The organism is Microbacterium deferens (assembly GCF_045517775.1).
Lineage (GTDB): Bacteria > Actinomycetota > Actinomycetes > Actinomycetales > Microbacteriaceae > Microbacterium.
Window position 1 is genome coordinate 1,076,087 of sequence record NZ_JBEUWT010000001.1, and the last position, 17,311, is coordinate 1,093,397.

Sequence of the window (17,311 nt, forward strand, 5' to 3'; positions counted from 1 at the left end):
GAATCACACCGCCGTCGGAGCTTTCGCCGACATTCCTCCGACCTGCGTGCGATTCTCCGACGGTCGCAACGCGACGCCGCCCACCGACGCCACGCCCGCACCTACGAGAACAGCTCGCGCATCGCCTCCCAGTGCTCCGACGCCACGAACACCGGCACGCTCGCGCGCTCCGCGACCTTGACGTCGACCACCCGGCCGCCGTCAAAGCGCTCCCCGCTGCGGGCCTCGATCCATTCGCCCGCCGGCAGGTACACCGGCCACGAGACGGCACCCGGCTCGAGCACGGGCGCGACGAGCAGCGCGTCACCCAGCATCCACTGCACCGGCTTGTCCCACACGCGCTCGTCGAGCGGGTGGTCGAAGTACAGCGGACGCATGAGAGGAACGGATGCGGCGACCGCCCGCTCGGCGGAGGCCGCGAGGTAGGGAACGAGCCGCTCTCGCAGCTCGACGAGCGCCCGCACCTCGTCGATCACGGCGGGGTCGTCGAAGCGCTCGGCGATGTTCCACGGCGTGCGGTCGTTCGAGGGCAGCCGGTGGTGGTTGAACTCGGAGTGGTACTGCATGATCGGCACGAACACGCTCGCCGCCATCGCGCGCACGTACAGCTCGGGATCGGGGATCGGTCCCGAGAAACCCGCGATGTCCCACCCCCAGTACACGATCCCGCACGAGCTCGCCGAGAGCCCGGCGAGCATCGACCACCGGAAGGCGTCCCACGTCGAGTTCTCGTCGCCGGCCCAGAACGCACCGTGCGCGCCCGAGCCGGTGAAGCCGGCGCGGCTGAACGTCACCGGCGCCTTCCCCGCCGAGGCGAGCAGCTTGCCGTAGGCGGCCGCGTACGCCACGGGGAAGCGGTTGTTCGACTCGGCGCCGGTCGACCCGTCGAGGTAGACGAGGTCTTCTCCCCACGCGTGCTCGCCGCCGTCGGTCTTGAACCCGTCGATGCCCACCTCTTCGACGAGGTAGCGCCGCTTCTCGGTCCACCACTCGGCCGCGCGCTCGTCGGTCAGATCGGGCATGAGCGACAGCGGAAACCACCACCCGCGGTTGCGGTACGGTCGCAGCTCGCCGCCCGGGGCGGTCTCGCGGATGAGCACCCCGGCTTCGATCGCCGCGCGCGCGTCGGCGGCGGCCTGTCCGGTCGGATGCGGGCGCAGTTTCATCAGCGGAATCTGCCAGAGGTGCACGCGAACGTCGTGCGCGTGCAGGTCGTCGACCATCCCCTTCGGGTCGGGCCAGGCGCCCTCAGCGGGGAAGGTGAAGTCGCCCAACCGCATCGGGGCGCCGTCTTCACGCACGGTGTACTCCGCGTCGCGGAAGATGGTGAACGTCTTCTCGTCGCTCCAGGCCTCGATCACGACGTTGCGCACGGGAATGCGGTGCTCCCGGTGCAGCGCCATCTGCCGCTCGACCTCGGCCTGCGTGTTCCACTCGTTGCCGCTCGCCCACAGCCCGAAGATCCAGTCGGGGAGGGCCTCGGGGCGCCCGGTCTCGGCGACGAACGCCTCGAGCACCGCGGCCGGCGGGCCGGCGTAGAGCCCGAGGCTCAGGATGCCGCGCTCCCCTGGCGCACCGTCGACCTCGGCCTCCACGGCCAGCCGGTCATCGCGCGAGCGCCCGACGTCGAACCACACGCGTCGCGATGTGCGCACGTGGAATCCCCATCCCTCGCCGCCGATGACGTGCGCGAACGGCATGGGAAGGTAGGTGCGCCGGTGCTCGCCCTGGCTCTTGTACTGCTCGAACACGACCGAGTCGAGCGTCTCGCCGCGGTGGTCGAGCGCGTCGTAGCGTTCGCCGAAACCGGTGACGTGCTCGCCGGGCTGCAGGGGCAGAGAGAAGCGGATGCGGTGGATCCGCTCGCCGTCGTCGAGCACGGCGACACTCGCCGGGTCGACCTCGACCACCGAGCCGTCGACCTCCAGCTCGTCGTTCGACGCGGGGCGCCACCCCGCCGCGCGGGTGCGGAACCACCGGGTCGCCTGCGGACGGTCGGCCGTGAGCGCGACGAGTCGGTACTCGATCGCGCTGCCCGCGGCGGGCGTGTCGAGCACGACCTCCCAGCCGCCGGCTGATCGGGCCGTGCGCGCCTGCGCCGAGGCGAGGTGCCCCCCGTCGACGGCCTGCCCGCGCGACGATCGCGCGACGCGGTCGAGCGGCACCTCCTGCACGGCGCCCCCGTCGATGCGCAGCTCGAGGGTGACGGCCTCCACGTCGGCAGAGGTGCGGGCGCCGATCCGCAGCGGTTCACCGGCGACCGGCTGCACCGGCGAGCGCTGCTCGGTGTCGTCTGAGTAGGGGTGCCCCGAACCCGACGGGCGGTGCCGGATCACGCGGCCACCTCCTCGCGGTTCGCGCCGAGCTCGGCGGCGAGGCGCAGCACCATCGCGTGGCTCCACAGCAGCGGATTCGCGACCGGCCCCCACCGGTCGATCCACTCCTGCTGGTGTGCGGAAGACAGGAGGTGCCCCGCGACCTGTTCGGGGAGGGTCCCCTCGTCGGTCGCGGTCGAGGCCGCCCAGTCGAGCAGCCGCTGCGCCGACTCGCGGTCACCCGATGCGGCGTAGGCGAGCCCGAGGAAGCACGACAGCAGCGGCCACCGACCGCCGCCGTAGAAGGTGTCGGCGAGGAAGCGGTGCACTCCCCCGTCGACCTCGAGATCTGCCGAGACCGCCCGCAGCGTCGCGACACCCAGCTCGGAGTGCGCGTCGATCACGCCGAGCGGCGCGATGAGGGCGCTGAGGCTGGCGTCGACGGCCGCCGATCCGAACCACTTGACCAGGTGGCCATCGACCACGCCCGACTGCTCGATACGGGCACGCACCCGCTCGGCGCCCTCGCGAGCGCGCAGCGCCCGGTCGCCCGAGACGAGCCCCGAGTCGGCCGCCGCGGCAAGGCCCGCGGCGATGCATCCGAGTGTCGAGACGTGCACCTCTTCACTGTGCTCTTCCCACCAGTCGAAGCAGGGGCGCTGCCACGAGCTCAGCAGGTAGTCGACGGTCAGTGCGGCCGCGGCCGACCACCGGCACACGTCGACGCCGTGCCGCGATGCGTGCTCTGCAGCAGCCCACAGCCACGTGCCGTATCCGTCGAGCTGGAAGTCCCACCAGTCGTCGTCGCCGAGCGCCCCGTCGAAGGTGAAGCGGGCCGGCAGCATCCGATCGTCGGGCAGCGGAGCACCCGCGGCGGCAGCCGCTACGATCTCGCCGATGCGCGAGCCGTGACGCTCGACGACCATCGCGCACCAGTCGAAGAAGGCCGACGCCGACGCGACCTCACCGGCGGCCGATGCGCCGTCGGCGATGAACGCGCCGTCGCGCAGCCAGCAGTACCCCCGGTAGGCCGAGAACGTCGGCGACGCCGGGTAGGCGCCGTTCGGCTGCTGCAGCGTCGTGATGACGGCGCGAGAACGGTCGAGAAGCGCGTCGAGGTCGACGCGAGGGGTGGTGGTCATGTGTCGTTCCTGTGTGAAGCGGATGCGGAAAGAGAAGCCGGTCGCCGACCCGAGAAGCCGGTCGCTGAGCCTGTCGAAGCGCCCGTCGCTGAGCCGAGAAGCCGGTCGCTGAGCCTGTCGAAGCGCCAGTCGCCGACCCGAGAAGCCGGTCGCTGAGCCGAGAAGCCGGTCGCTGAGCCTGTCGAAGCGCCAGTCGCTGACCCGAGAAGCCGGTCGCTGAGCCTGTCGAAGCGCCCCGCGTGGGCCTCGGACCCTTCGACAAGCTCAGGGACCGAGACCCACGCGACGCGTCAGCCGAGCAGCGGCGTGACGCGCTCTTCGGCGTCGGCCAGCGCCTGCTCGACGGTCTTGCGACCGGCTGCCGCTTCGGTCAGCTCCTCGGTGACGATGTCCTGCATCTCGGCCTGGCCTTCCCCGATCGACGGAGCGAGAGCGACCTCGTCGAGCGAGTCGAACACGGCCTGGCGGTTGGTCGGCGGCGCCTTCTCGAGGTAGGGCGCGAGGGCCGCCTGGTCAGCGATCGGCGGAAGCTCCCAGCCGGCGTCGAGCCGCACGTCGACGGTCGTCTGCGAGCTCGTGAGGAACTCGGCGAAGGCAGTGGCCGCCTCGACGTTCTTCGAGCCCGCCGAGATCGCGACGCCGTTGGAGAACAGGGCGCTCGCGTGCTGGGTGTCTCCGGGCTCGACGGCGACGTCCCAGGTGAAGGCGGTGTCGGCGAGGGTACCGAACATCCAGATGCCGGTGTGCCACATGCCGAGCTTGCCGTCGGTGAACAGCGTGCTGTCGAAGTCGGGGGTGCCCGCTCCCTGCTCGGCCGTCGGCATCGTCGTGCCGCTCTTGCCGATGAGCCACTGCGCGGCAGCAACGCCCTCGGGCGAGTTGAACTCGACCGAAGAACCGTCTGCGCTCAGAAACTCGCCGCCGGCCTGAGCCACGGTCTTGTAGAACTCGTTGTAGCTGATCGGCTGGTAGTCGCCCCAGACGCCGGCCGCAGCATCCGTCAGCTTCTCGGCGGCGGCCTGCTCGTCTTCCCACGTCCACTCCGACGTCGGGTATTCGATGCCGGCGGCGTCGAAGAGGTCGGCGTTGTAGAACAGCACGACGTTCGAGAACGAGCTCGGCAGCGCGTACTGCGTGCCGTCGGTCGCGTACGCGTCGGCGAGGGTCGACTGGTAGACGCTGGTGTCGACGCCTTCGATCGGCGCGAGCACACCGCTCTGCTGGTACGCGGCGTAGTTGGCGAACTCGATGTCGAAGACGTCTGACACCGTGCCGCCGGCGAGGTCGGTCTGCAGCGCCGTGAAGTAGTCGGCGTAGGGCAGCGTCGTGACCTCGACGGTGACGTTGTCGTTCTCGGCCTCGAAGGCGTCGACGATCTTCTGCAGGTTCTCTTCGTTGCCTCCGTTCGAGGTGAAGTTCGTATAAGTGATGGTGACGGGTCCGTCACCGGCCGGCGTGCCGCCGCCGGCGCATCCGGCGAGGGCGAGACCGGCGACGGCGACGATGCCGACTCCGACCAGGCGAGCTGTGTGAGCCATGGGTTATCTCCTTCGATGGTGAGGTGCGGGTGAGGTGCGGGTCATTTGATGCCGCTCGAGGCGACGCCCTGAATGACGAAGCGCTGAGCGAACAGATAGATGGCGAGCATGGGCAGGATGCTGACGACCGAGCCCGCCATCATCACGTCCCACTGGGTGGTGTATTGGCCTTGCAGGCCGGCGAGCGCGAGCGGCAGGGTCTGCAGTTCGCTCGATCGGAGGATGATGAGCGGCCAGAGAAAGCTGTTCCAGCTGTTCATGAACGCGAACACCGCGAGCGTCGCGATCGACGGGCCGACGAGGGGCAGCACCACGGTGCCGAAGATGCGGAAGTGCCCGGCGCCGTCGAGGGTGGCAGCTTCGTCGAGTTCGCGCGGCACGGCGTTCATCGCCTGGCGCAGCAGGAACACCCCGAACGCGCTGGCGACGCTCGGCAGCAGCACGCCCAGGTAGGTGTCGACGAGGCCGAGGTCGCGCATCTGCACGAACAGCGGCACGATCAGCACCTGAATCGGGATCATCATCGTCGCCAGGTACAGCGCGAAGACGACGCCGCGCCCGCGGAAGGGCAGACGGCTGAACGCGTAGGCCGCGAGCGCGCTCGTGACGATCTGCAGCAGCGCGGTGACCACCGCGAGCCCGAGCGAGTTGGCGATGATGCGGGCGAACGGCAGCTCGGCGAACAGCGTCTGGTAGGCCGAGAACGAGGGGTTCTCGGGAATGAGCTGCGGCGTCGCGTCGAGGCCCGCGCCGGGCGAGAGCGATGTCGTCAACGTCCACAGGAACGGGAAGAACATGATGAGCGCCCCGATGATGAGCACGCCGGTGAGCGCGATGCGCTGCGTCTTCTCACGCATAGATGACCCACCTCTTCTGGCCGATGATCTGCACCACGGTCACTCCGAGCACGAGCACGAAGAGCATCCACGACAGGGCGGATGCTTCGCCCGCGGCGCCGTAGCGGAAGGTCAGGTCGAAGATCTGCTGCACGACGACGGTGCTCGCCCCCGCGGGTCCGCCTCCGGTCATCGCGTACACCTGGTCGAAGACCTGGAACCCGTTGATGAGCGAGATGACGACGACGAAGAACGTCGACGGCGAGAGGAGTGGGAGGGTGACGTTGAACAACCGCCGCCACGCGCCGGCCCCGTCGACCTTCGCCGCCTCGTACATCTCCTGCGGGATCGCCTGCAGACCCGCGAGCAGGATGATCATGACGAAGCCGAGGTCTTTCCACGCCGAGGCGATGATGATCGACGGCATGGCCCACGCGGGGTCGGTCCACCACCCCGGTCCTTCGATGCCGAAGACGGCGAGCGTGGCGTTGACGATGCCGACCGAGGGGTTGAGCAGCCACCGCCAGACGAGGGCGACGACGATCCAGCTCGTGACGACGGGCAGGAAGTAGACGCCACGCAGGATGTTGCGGCCCTTGATGCGCGCGTTGAGTGCGAGGGCGAGGGCGAGCCCGCCGACGTAGACCAGCGGCAGGTACCCGGCGAGGTAGTAGAAGGTGTTGAAGAACGCCCGCTGGGTCGTGGGGTCTTGCGCGAGCGAGACGTAGTTGTCGAAGCCGACCCATTGCATCGGCGCGAGCAGGTTCCACTTGTGAAAGCTCGTCCACAGGGCACCGAACATCGGGTAGATCGTGAAGAACGCGAGCGGCAGCGCGCTCGGCAGCAGGAACACGAGCACTGTGAGCGCGTAGCGCCCCTTCTTGCGGCGGCGGCGCACGGGAGGGCTCTCGATCGCCTCGCGGCCCTCGGTGGCAGGGACCGGCCGGTAGGTCAGCGTCATTCCTTCGCCGCCTCGGAGTCATTCGCCGCGGTGTCGGGCGCGGCCGTGCGTGAGACAGCCAGGCGCTCGCGCACGAGGCGCCCCTGCTCCCCCGACTGCCCCTGCGCGTCGAACGGAGTGGAAAGCACGAGCGATGCCGCGCCCTGCGCCCACCGGTCGTCTTGCCAGGTCTCGACCGCGACAGGCACGGCCCGGTTGCGGGGAATGAGGCCCGCACGGAAGGCGGGTTCGAACCCGAACGACCAGTGGCTCCAGGCCTCCACGCCCTCACCCAGCACGATCACGATCTCGGGGTCGACCAGGTTGACCACCCCGGCGAGCACGCGCCCGAGCAGGTGACCCGCGCGAGAGAAGAGCTTCTGAGATGCTTCGTCACCGGCGTCGGCGAGACCGCGCAGCACGGCGATGCCGGCGTCTGCCGAGATGAGGCCGCGCTCACGCGCCTGAGCGACGAGCGCGCTCTGCCCGATGAGGGCTTCGAGGCAGCCGTGGCCACCGCACTGGCAGAGGGGCCCGTCTTCCTCGACGGGGGTGTGCCCGATCTCGCCCGCGCCGCCGCTACGACCGCGCAGCACGCGGCTGTCGCTGAGCAGGCCCGCGCCGACACCGGTTCCGATCGTGATGACCAGCACGTTCTCGTGCCCGCGAGCCTGGCCGTGCAGGGCCTCGGCGATCGCCAGCGCATTGACGTTGTTCTCCACGAGCACGGGCAGGTCGAGTTCTCGCCGCAGCGCCTCGCCGAGGGGAACCCGCAGCCAGCCCAGCTGGGTGGAGTCGACGGTGCCGACGGCCTGCTCGTCGACGTTGCCGGGAACGCCCACCCCGATGCCGAGCAGGGGCGCCTCGCCGCCACCGGCGATGAAGCCCCGCAGCATCTCGCCGAGACGAGTGACGGCGGTGCCCGCGGCGGCGTCGAAGGGCTCGGTCGCCGAGCGCACGACGGCCCCGTCGATGCCGACCTCGACCGCCGTGATGTGGTCGGCAACGATCTTCACCCCGATAGCGCGCCCGGCGTCGGCGACGAGCCCGAGCAGCCGTGCGGGGCGTCCGCCCTGTGAGGGGCTGTGCTCGAGCTCGACGAGCAGGCCGTCGGCGATGAGCTGCCGGGTGTGCTGCGTGATGAGCGCGGGCGAGACGCCGAGCTCGCGGGCGAGGTCGGCGCGAGACGTCGGACCGCTCGCCCCGATGTGAGCGAGAACGGCCGAACGCATGACGTCAGCGCGTGCAGTGGACTGGGCCAAGGGAACCCCTTTGTTCAGGACTGAATGAAGAGTATGGCGATTGTGCCCGAACGTCAAGCAGACATGCGGTCCCGCAGCATCCGTGCGCATCCGTTGCGAAGACGAAGCTTGACGCGTCCCGAAGTTCAGGCCATATTCATCACTAAATACAGACCTGAACAAAGGGGTTTCCATGTCTGATCTCGTCCGCGCTCCCCGCAGACGCAGCGACCTGCCGCCTCGACAGGCGCGGCCGGTCGGTCGCCGCCGTATCGCCGGCCTGGCGGTGGCAGTCGCATCGGCGCTGGTGATCGCGCTGTTCTCCGCGACACCCGCCCAGGCCGCCGGACTCGACGGGGTGTGGCACGACCCGTATGGCGCCGACGAGCTGTACGCCACGGAACCCACGGAGCGCGCGCCCCGCGATCCGATGGCGGGCGAGAACGTGACGGTGCGCGCCACGACGTGGCCCATTGCCTCGGGCCAGTCGGTCTGGGTCACGTGGTCGCTCAACGGCGTCGCACAGACGCCGAAGGGTGCCGCGTGGGACTACAACTCGGGCAACAACACCTACTGGAAGCTCGACCTCGGCACCTTCGCCCGCGGCGACGTCGTCGAGTACACCGTGAACGCCGACGTGAACGGCGGCGGCCAGCGCAGCACCGGTCCGTTCTCGTTCGCCACGACCTCGTGGAGCACGGTGACCAACGTGGTGTCATACGTCGATAACGGCACCTCGGTCGACGTCGTCACGGGCGACAGCGCGGGTGACTTCACCCCGAAGGTGCGCTTCGCCTTTCCCCGTCTCGACGGTTTCGACGTGCAGATCGCGCCGAACGGCGCGGGGCTCGACCTCAGCGGCGTGTCCGGTTACTCGGTGACCGACGGCGCATCGCAGCTCACGATCTCGACCTCCGAGCTCGTTCTGCGCATCGACAAGAATCCCTACCGGCTCTCGGTCTATAAGGGCGACGGAACGACGCTCATCACCCGGCAGTACGACCCCGCCACCTTCCGCAACATCGGATGGGCCAGTGACGGCGCCACGACCGTGACCAAGATCGAAGACCACTACCTGACGCCGACCGGCGAGCGGTTCGAGGGCTTCGGCGAGCGCTACGACCGGCTCGACCACCGCGGCACCGACGTGCACAACTACGTCTACAACCAGTATCAGGACCAGGGCGCCACGCGTCGCACGTACTACTCTGTGCCCTACTTCGCGAACTCCGCCGGCTACGGCGTGCACGTGCCCAGCACCCGATACGCGATGTTCAACCTCGCAACGCACCGCAACGACATGGCCGGCTTCACGGTCGACACCGGCGGCGCGCTCGACTCAACGCTGACGTACCAGTTCTTCACGGGCAACCAGACCGAGATGCTCGACGACTACACCTCCCAGACCGGCCGGCCGTTGCTGCCACCCAAGTGGGCCTTCGGACTCTGGGGCTCGGCGAACGAGTGGAACACGCAGGCCGAGGTCGACTCTTGGCTCGCACAGGTCGAGAGCTCCGACATTCCGCACAGCGCCCTGGTGCTCGAGCAGTGGAGCGACGAGGCCACCTTCTACCTCTGGAAAGACGCGCAGTACACCCCGACCGCCGGCTCCGGCGCGCTCGACTACAACAACCTCACCTTCCCGACGGGCGGCGCGTGGAGCGATCCCGAGCAGATGATCGCCGACGCGCACGACCAGAACATTCGGGTGATTCTCTGGCAGATCCCGGTGCTCAAGGAGAACTTCACCTCCAACCCGTCGACTGCGCCGCAGCAGCACCTCAACGACAAGGCCTACGCGCAGTCGCAGGGCTACCTCGTGAAGGACGGCGCCGGACAGCCCTACCGCATCCCCACCGGGCAGTGGTTCGGTGACAGCACCGTTCCCGACTTCACGAGCGCGGCTGCGACCGACTGGTGGATGAGCAAGCGCCAGTACCTGCTCGACCTCGGGGTCGACGGCTTCAAGACCGACGGCAGCGAGGCGCTCTTCGGACGCGACCTGCAGGTGGCCGACGGTCGCCGGGGCGACGAGATGCACAACGCCTACCCGAACGAGTACACCCGCGCCTACAACGACTACGTGCAGCAGCAGACGGGTGGCGACGGCACGATCTTCAGCCGCGCGGGCACCTCGGGCGGACAGAGCCAGTCGATCTTCTGGGCGGGCGACCAGGCGTCCACGTTCGGAGCCTTCCAGGAGGCCGTGCGTGCCGGGCTGAGCGCCGGGCAGTCGGGTGTGCCGTTCTGGGCGTGGGATCTCGCCGGGTTCACCGGTTCGTTCCCCACGGCAGAGCTCTACCTGCGCTCGGCCTCGCAGGCCGCGTTCTCGCCGATCATGCAGTACCACTCCGAGAAGTCCGACCCCAGCCCGTCCGAGGCGAGAACGCCCTGGAATGTGCAGTCCCGCACCGGCAACACCTCGGTCGTGCCGACGTTCGCGAAGTTCGCCAACGTGCGCATGAACCTCATCCCCTACCTCTACACCGAGGCCGATGACAGCGCGACGACGGGCGTGCCGATGATGCGGGCGATGAGCCTCACGTTCCCGGGCGACGCGGCCGCTGCTGGCTACGACCAGCAGTACATGTTCGGTTCGCAGCTGCTGGTGGCACCGATCACCACGCAGGGACAGACGGTGAAAGACGTCTACCTACCCGAGGGCGAGTGGTACGACTTCTGGAACGGCGGGCGGGCGACCGGCGCGGGCGTGAAGCAGTACTACGCCGGCACCGACGGCATCCCCGTCTACGCCAAGGCCGGTGCGGTCATCCCGCTCAACCTGAACGACGCGTACGAGCTGGGCGGCACCATCGGCAACGATGTCGACGTCTACGACAACCTTGCGTTCCGCGTGTACCCGACGGCCTTGAGCAGCTACGACTACTTCGAGGATTCGGCCGATGCGCACCGCACGATCTCGGTCGCGTCCGACCGCGTCGCACGCACGGTGTCGGTCTCGGCGCCGCCGCTGACCACCGCCGCGACCTACCAGGTGTCGGGCACCAAGCCCTCCACCGTGACGGTGGCCGGGTCTGCGCTCACCGAGGTGGGCTCGGTGAGCGCCCTGGCGACGGCCGGCACCGGCTGGTACTGGGATGCTGCGCAGCAGCTCACCTACGTGAAGGTCGACGCGAGCACGTCCTCCCGGTCGATCGTTCTGAACGGCGTCGACAAGGCGGCCTACGAGGCGGAGTTCGCCACGCAGACGGCGGTCAGCACGAACACCGACCACCCCGGCTACACGGGGATCGGGTTCGTCGACGGGTTCGCCACCAGCGGTGATGCGGTGCAGTTCGACGTGTGGGCCGACGCGAGCGCCACGCACCAGCTGCGCTTCCGCTACAGCAACGGCGCGGCCACGGCGGCGGTGCGCACCGTCCGCGTCGATGGAACGGTGGTCGGCACGCTCTCGCTGCCCTCGACCGGCGGCTCGTGGGATCAGTGGGCGACAGCGTCCATCGCCGCATCCCTGTCTCCTGGCCGCCATACCGTGCGCATCGAGTACGGCAGTGGCAGCTCCGGCGGCATCAACCTCGACAATCTCGTGCTCGCACGCTGACCTCACGAAGGACTCACACACATGCACACCGTTCCTCTGCGACGACGCGTCGCTGTCATCGTCACAGCCGCACTCGCGGCCGCGACCCTCACCGCCGTCGGGGGTGTCTACGACGTCGACCCGGCCACCGCGGCGCCCCTCGGCGTGCAGCGGGCGCAGTTCACCCTCGGGTCGAGCTACCTCGTGGTCGAAGTGCTCGACGACGATCTCGTGCACTTCGAGCTCGCCGGCGGCGGAACCCCTCCGGTTACGTCGAACCCGCTCTTTACGACCCCGCAGGTCGACAAGACCGACTACGCCGGACCCGATGTGTACTCGCTCACCGGTTCGGTCATCCAGACCTCCGATCTGCGCGTATCGGTCGCTCCCACGACGCTCTGCGTCACGACGACCGACATCACCCGCACGCCCGAGCTGGTGCTTCAGACGTCGTGCCCCGCCGACCTCAGTCAGGCGTGGAAAGGGCTGAACATCACGAAGTCGTCGATGGAGAACGCCTATGGCCTCGGCCAGCAGTTCTTCACGGGTGCGAGCTCCGACGGCGACTGGGTGGGCCGCACGCGCACACCCGGCGGCACGTACGGCAACGCGATGGTCTACGACGCCGAGAACGGCCCGGTGGGCAACACGCAGATCCCCGTACTGTTCGCGGTCGGTGACGCCAATGCCAACTACGGCCTGTTCGTCGACCAGCTCTACAAGCAGGAGTGGAACCTCACCGGAGACCCGTGGACGATGCGCACGTGGGGCGACCAGGTGCGCTGGTACGTGATGTCGGGCCCTGACCTCCCCGACCTGCGCCAGGACTACATGGAGCTCACGGGCACACCGCCCGTGCCGCCCAAGAAGGCGTTCGGGCTGTGGGTGTCGGAGTTCGGCTATGACGACTGGACCGAGGTCGACAACACGATCTCGGGCCTGCGGTCGGCCGATTTCCCCGTCGACGGCGTGATGCTCGACGTGCAGTGGTTCGGCGGCGTCACGGCGAACTCCGACAACACCCGGATGGGAACCCTCGACTGGGACACCAGCAAGTTCCCCTCCCCCGCCTCGAAGATCGCGTCGCTGTCGGCCGAAGGCGTGGGCGTCATCCCCATCGAGGAGTCGTACATCGGCAAGAACCTGCCCGAGCACGCCGACATGGCCGCCGACGGCTATCTCGTTCGGTCGGGCTGCGCCACATGTGCGCCGGTGTATCTCACCGGCAACCCGTGGTGGGGCAAGGGCGGAATGATCGACTGGACCCAGCCGGCGGCGGGAGCCGCGTGGCACGACGAGCATCGCCAGCACCTGGTCGACGAGGGCGTGACGGGCCACTGGCTCGACCTCGGCGAGCCCGAGATGTACGACGCGAACGACTGGACCGCGGGCGTGCTTCCCGGCAAGAACGCGCACGCCGATTACCACAACGCCTACAACCTGCTCTGGGCCGAGAGCATCGCCGACGGCTACGAGCGCAACGATGAAGACGCGCGACCGTTCCTGCTGTCGCGCGCCGCGGCCGGCGGCATCCAGCGGCACGGCACGGCGATGTGGTCGGCCGACATCGGTTCGACCATGAAAGCCCTGGCATCCCAGCAGAACGCGCAGATGCACATGTCGATGTCGGGCATCGACTACTACGGCTCTGATGTCGGGGGCTTCCGCCGCGAGATGCTCGACAGCGATCAAGACGAGCTATACACGCAGTGGTTCGCGAACAGCGCGTGGTTCGACACTCCGCTGCGCCCGCACACCGAGAACCTCTGCAACTGCCTCGAAACGAGCCCCGACGCCATCGGCGACGAGGCCAGCAACCTCGAGAACCTGCAGCGCCGGTACGAGTTGGCGCCGTACTACTACTCGCTCGCTCACCGGGCCAGCCAGTACGGCGAACCGCTGGCTCCGCCGCTCGTGTACTACTACCAGAACGACGACAACGTGCGGGAGATGGGGCATCAGAAGATGCTCGGCCGCGATCTGATCGTCGCGATCGTCGCCGGAGAAGGCGAGCGGCAGCGCGACGTCTATCTTCCGGCCGGCGACTGGGTCGACGTCCACACGAACGAGCGCATGGCGAGCACCGGTCAGTGGATCGAAGACGTTCCGCTGTGGCGCAACGGGGTGTTCACCCTCCCTGCCTATGCGCGGTCGGGGGCCATCATTCCGAAGGCGTTCGTCGACGCCGAGACGAAAGACATCACGGGCAAGCGGGCGGACACGACCGTGCACAACGAGCTCATCACAACCGTGTACGCCGATGACACCGCCAGCGACTTCACCCTCTACGAAGACGACGGTGCCACGACGGCCTACGAGAGCGGCGCCGTGCGCACGACGCAGATCAGTCAGGCGACCTCGGGAAGCACCGCATCGGTGACGGTCGGAGCCTCTTCGGGCACCTACACGGGGGCGCCGTTTTCGCGGCCCACCGTCGTCGAGCTCGTCACCGACGGCACACAGGCGTCGGCGGTGACGCTGGGCGGCGGAGCGCTGACCCAGCACGCGAACAAGGCGGCCTTCGATGCGGCGACCAGCGGTTGGTACAACGCCGGGGGCGGACGCGCGGTGGCGAAAGCGGCGAGCAGCGCGGTGACCAGCGCGAAGACGTTCTCGTTCACGCTGGGTCAGGATGCTTCGTGGGCCACGTTCGCGTGCGAGAACGCGACGACCACCTTCGGCCAGTCGGTCTATGTTGTCGGCAGCATTCCGCAGCTGGGCAACTGGTCGCCGGCTAGCGCGGTGAAGCTCAACCCCAGCGGCTACCCGACGTGGACCGGCGTCGTCGAGGGACTGCCGCCGTCGACCACCATCGAGTGGAAGTGCATCAAGCGGCAGGAAGCCGGGTTCCCCAACACTGCCGACGCGTGGGAGCCAGGCGGCAATAACGTTCTCGTCACTCCCCCGTACGGTTCAGCGGGGATAACCACCGGCGCGTTCTGAGCTGAAGGCCGAGGGCCGGGAGTCGCGATGCGGCGCCCGGCCCTCGGCCTTGTTCCCCAAACGTATCCGCGGCCGTTACTCGGTTTGCTGAGCCTGTCGAAACGCCCGGCGTGCGCCGCTCTACCGCTTGATCGCCGTGTCGAAGGTGCCGCGGCGCGAGTCGACAATCTGCTTGCCGAGCGGCGTGAGCGTCGCCGAGACCAGCTTCCGAATCATGCGGTGCAGTACGCAGCTCAGCCAACGCGCCATCCGACAGAGGAACACTCGGTGGGGCTCACTACTGAATCAGGGATCCTGGCGGCGCCCCGACCCGACTTAACGCAGGGTCGTTTTGGCACGAACTATCGGCCCCGGCGACGCCCTGTAAGCCGATCAGGTGCAACGATCGCCGCATCTCAGCTGATGCGCACTCCCTCGATGTAGAGGTGACGATCAGCCCGGGTGTTGTGCGCGGGCGCTCGTACCCAATCCACCGTGAAATGCTGGAAATGGCAAGCATGTCGTGGATTGGGTGACCAGTTCACTGATGCTGTAACCGCGGGCTGGCCTTTGCCACCCCCCGAGACGGAGATACCCCCGCATGGGTTGGATACCATCGGCGCATGGGGAGAAGACGTAGCCACCGCCACAACGACAACTGGCTCACCGCCAGTACGGGGGGCTTGGTGCACTGGGCGCTTCTCTCGTTGGCTGGCATTTTCGCGGTGTGCGCGGTGTTCGTTTTTGTGAACATCCCAGAGCGTGTGACGCCCTCCGAAGCTACGGACGTGGCCCCGACCTTCGCCTCATCCGACCCTCTCGTCGACCCGACGGTGGTGTTCATCGGCGATTCCTTCACAGGTGGTTCCGACATGGGGGGAAACGGAGACGCGAACTGGAGCTCCGTCGCCGCCAGTCAGATGGGTTGGTCGGCGTGCACCTTCGGTGTGGGCGGTAGCGGGTGGACTCGCGGATCGAATGATTGGACGTTCGGAGCCCGGGTCGACTGGGCTCTCAGCGTCCGGCCATCAATGATCGTTTTCGCGAACGGCATCAATGACATGAAGGAAGCCGACAACGGCGTCATCGTTTCGGCCGCGGACGAGGCTCTGAGATACCTCCGAGAACGCGATCCGAGTGTCCCCGTGGTCGTACTCGGAACAATCAAAATCAACGATCAGCAATCCCCCCGCATTGATGACCTCGACGCCGACCTGCGAGAGATCGCCGAGTCGCACGGTGCGTATTTCATCGACGGTGCCGCGTCGGATTGGTTCGCGGATGAGAAGTACTCCTACATCGGGGTCGACAACTTTCACCCGACCGACGAGGGGCACCAATATCTGGCTGCGAAGTTCGTCGAATCAATGGATGGCAGCGGCATTAGCCTGGGGCAGCGGCCGCGATCGGAAACGGGATTCTGCTATCTGCCGCGCTGGCAGAACACCTACCCCAGCGGCGCTGAGGTCATGCGGACCCCGGCCCCGACGGCACCCCCGCCCGCTTAGGCAGCGAGCGCAATGTCGCCGTACGTCGCGGGGACCCGTGACCCCCACCGAACAACATGGTTGCCCCGTGGACCTGCAAGACTTCGGTCGCTGCGCGGCTGTGGGCTCAACAAGCGTAACTACAGACGTGCCCGTCGACACCGCTCGGGTGCATACGTCGCCGGAGGGAGTAACTGTCCGACGAAGGGCGCGCAGTCTGCAGCACGGTCTCGCCGGGGCAAATCGTCGGGCTAGTCGAGACCGTGATTGTCGAGATATGGGCGGCTAGGGGTGACACGAAGGCTGCATTTCGACGACGCCGCGCCCGTCTACCAGTGACACCGCAATCTTGTGTTGTGAGTCACTGATCCCGCCCGTCCGCCAAACTGCTCACGTGGAGAACACTCATGTGGCTGTATGACCTGCCGATAGCCGTCGGACTGCCGCTCTTCGTCCTCGTCGTCGTCGGCGGATCGCTCGGCATCCTGCTGCTGCTTCGACGCTGGGTACGCCGGATGGCCCGCGAAGACGTCGAGTGGGATCGCGTGCTCGGCTACGCCGTCGGCGCCTACGGCGTGTTCTATGGCGTCACGCTCGGCCTCATCGCTGCCGGCGCCTACGGCAACCTCGTCGAGGTCGACGACGCCGTCTTGTCAGAGTCATCGTCGATCGCGGCCATGTACCGTAGCGCCGACCAGTTTCCCGAGCCGGCGTCGTCGGAGTTACAGGCCGCGCTGATCGACTACACGAAGAAGGTCGTCGAACTCGACTGGCCCCTGCAGCAGCGACTGATCGTGCCCGAGACGACGGATGCGGAGGTGGGAATCATCCAAGACGCGATCCTGTCGTTCGAGCCGACGACGACGACCGAGACGACCGTGCAGGCGCAGACGCTCTTCGTCTTCAACGACTTCGTCACCGAGCGGCGGCAGCGTGTCGCACTGACGAGCCTGGCCCTACCGGGAGTGCTGTGGATCGTGCTCGCGGTCGGCGCGGTGTTGAACGCCGTCCTCATCGGCCTGATCCAAGTCACGAACCTCCGGATACACCTGCTGATGGCCGGGCTGATTGCGCTCTTCGTCTCCCTGCTGCTCTACGCGGTAGCGGGGTTCGATCATGCCTACGCAGGACCGGTTGCCGTCGAGCCGACCTACTTCCAAGACCTGATCGACGGGCTCTTCATACAAGTGCCCTGAGCATCCCGCTCCACTCCGCTACCCGTCGTTACGACAGGTGTTATACGGCCGACACAAACGGGTGATAGCGTTCCCCCCACGGGGAGATTCTTCAGGGGAAAGGGATCGCACAACTGTGACGTCGCACCTTCGGGTCGACGCGACACCGGCGTC

Annotated in this window: 10 protein-coding genes; 4 read left to right on the forward strand and 6 right to left on the reverse strand. The window is 67.9% G+C overall.

The features are described 5' to 3' along the window. Positions 1–101: 101 nt before the first annotated feature. The 6 genes from ABTU82_RS05165 to ABTU82_RS05190 all read right to left on the reverse strand — a co-directional run bounded on the left by ABTU82_RS05165 (position 102) and on the right by ABTU82_RS05190 (position 8,033). Entirely contained in the window at positions 102–2,336 is a 2,235-nt protein-coding gene (locus tag ABTU82_RS05165; RefSeq protein ID WP_407172160.1) for a glycoside hydrolase family 31 protein, read from the reverse strand. Then, the gene (locus tag ABTU82_RS05170) at positions 2,333–3,457 is read right to left on the reverse strand and encodes a glycoside hydrolase family 15 protein (protein WP_407172162.1); all 1,125 of its coding nucleotides are present in this window, start codon (positions 3,455–3,457) and stop codon (positions 2,333–2,335) included. The genes ABTU82_RS05165 and ABTU82_RS05170 overlap by 4 nt, the downstream gene beginning before the upstream one ends. 290 nt (positions 3,458–3,747) lie before the next feature. Further along, entirely contained in the window at positions 3,748–4,995 is a 1,248-nt protein-coding gene (locus tag ABTU82_RS05175; protein ID WP_407172164.1) for an ABC transporter substrate-binding protein, read from the reverse strand. A 41-nt stretch (positions 4,996–5,036) separates the two neighbouring features. Beyond that, entirely contained in the window at positions 5,037–5,852 is an 816-nt protein-coding gene (locus tag ABTU82_RS05180; protein WP_116648997.1) for a carbohydrate ABC transporter permease, read from the reverse strand. Next, positions 5,845–6,792, reverse strand: coding sequence for a carbohydrate ABC transporter permease (locus tag ABTU82_RS05185; RefSeq protein ID WP_407172165.1), 948 nt, complete (start codon positions 6,790–6,792; stop codon positions 5,845–5,847). The genes ABTU82_RS05180 and ABTU82_RS05185 overlap by 8 nt, the downstream gene beginning before the upstream one ends. Further along, positions 6,789–8,033: an ROK family transcriptional regulator gene (locus tag ABTU82_RS05190; protein ID WP_205781312.1), complete on the reverse strand. Its 1,245-nt coding sequence runs from the start codon at positions 8,031–8,033 to the stop codon at positions 6,789–6,791. Before ABTU82_RS05190 ends, ABTU82_RS05185 begins: the two co-directional genes overlap by 4 nt. 172 nt (positions 8,034–8,205) lie before the next feature. Between ABTU82_RS05190 and ABTU82_RS05195 the strand changes: the two genes are divergently transcribed. From ABTU82_RS05195 to ABTU82_RS05210, 4 genes are all read left to right on the forward strand, one after another. Further along, positions 8,206–11,574 carry a TIM-barrel domain-containing protein gene (locus ABTU82_RS05195; RefSeq protein ID WP_407172167.1) on the forward strand — a complete coding sequence of 1,123 codons (3,369 nt, stop codon included), beginning with the start codon at positions 8,206–8,208 and terminating at the stop codon, positions 11,572–11,574. A 21-nt stretch (positions 11,575–11,595) separates the two neighbouring features. After that, a complete protein-coding gene (locus ABTU82_RS05200) occupies positions 11,596–14,496 on the forward strand; it encodes a TIM-barrel domain-containing protein (protein WP_407172169.1) in 2,901 nt (966 codons plus the stop codon). 602 nt (positions 14,497–15,098) lie between these two features. After that, complete coding sequence (locus tag ABTU82_RS05205) at positions 15,099–15,983, forward strand: SGNH/GDSL hydrolase family protein (protein ID WP_407172171.1); 885 nt, start codon at positions 15,099–15,101, stop codon at positions 15,981–15,983. A gap of 386 nt (positions 15,984–16,369) precedes the next feature. Continuing rightward, a complete protein-coding gene (locus ABTU82_RS05210) occupies positions 16,370–17,158 on the forward strand; it encodes a bestrophin-like domain (protein WP_407172173.1) in 789 nt (262 codons plus the stop codon). Positions 17,159–17,311: the final 153 nt, after the last annotated feature.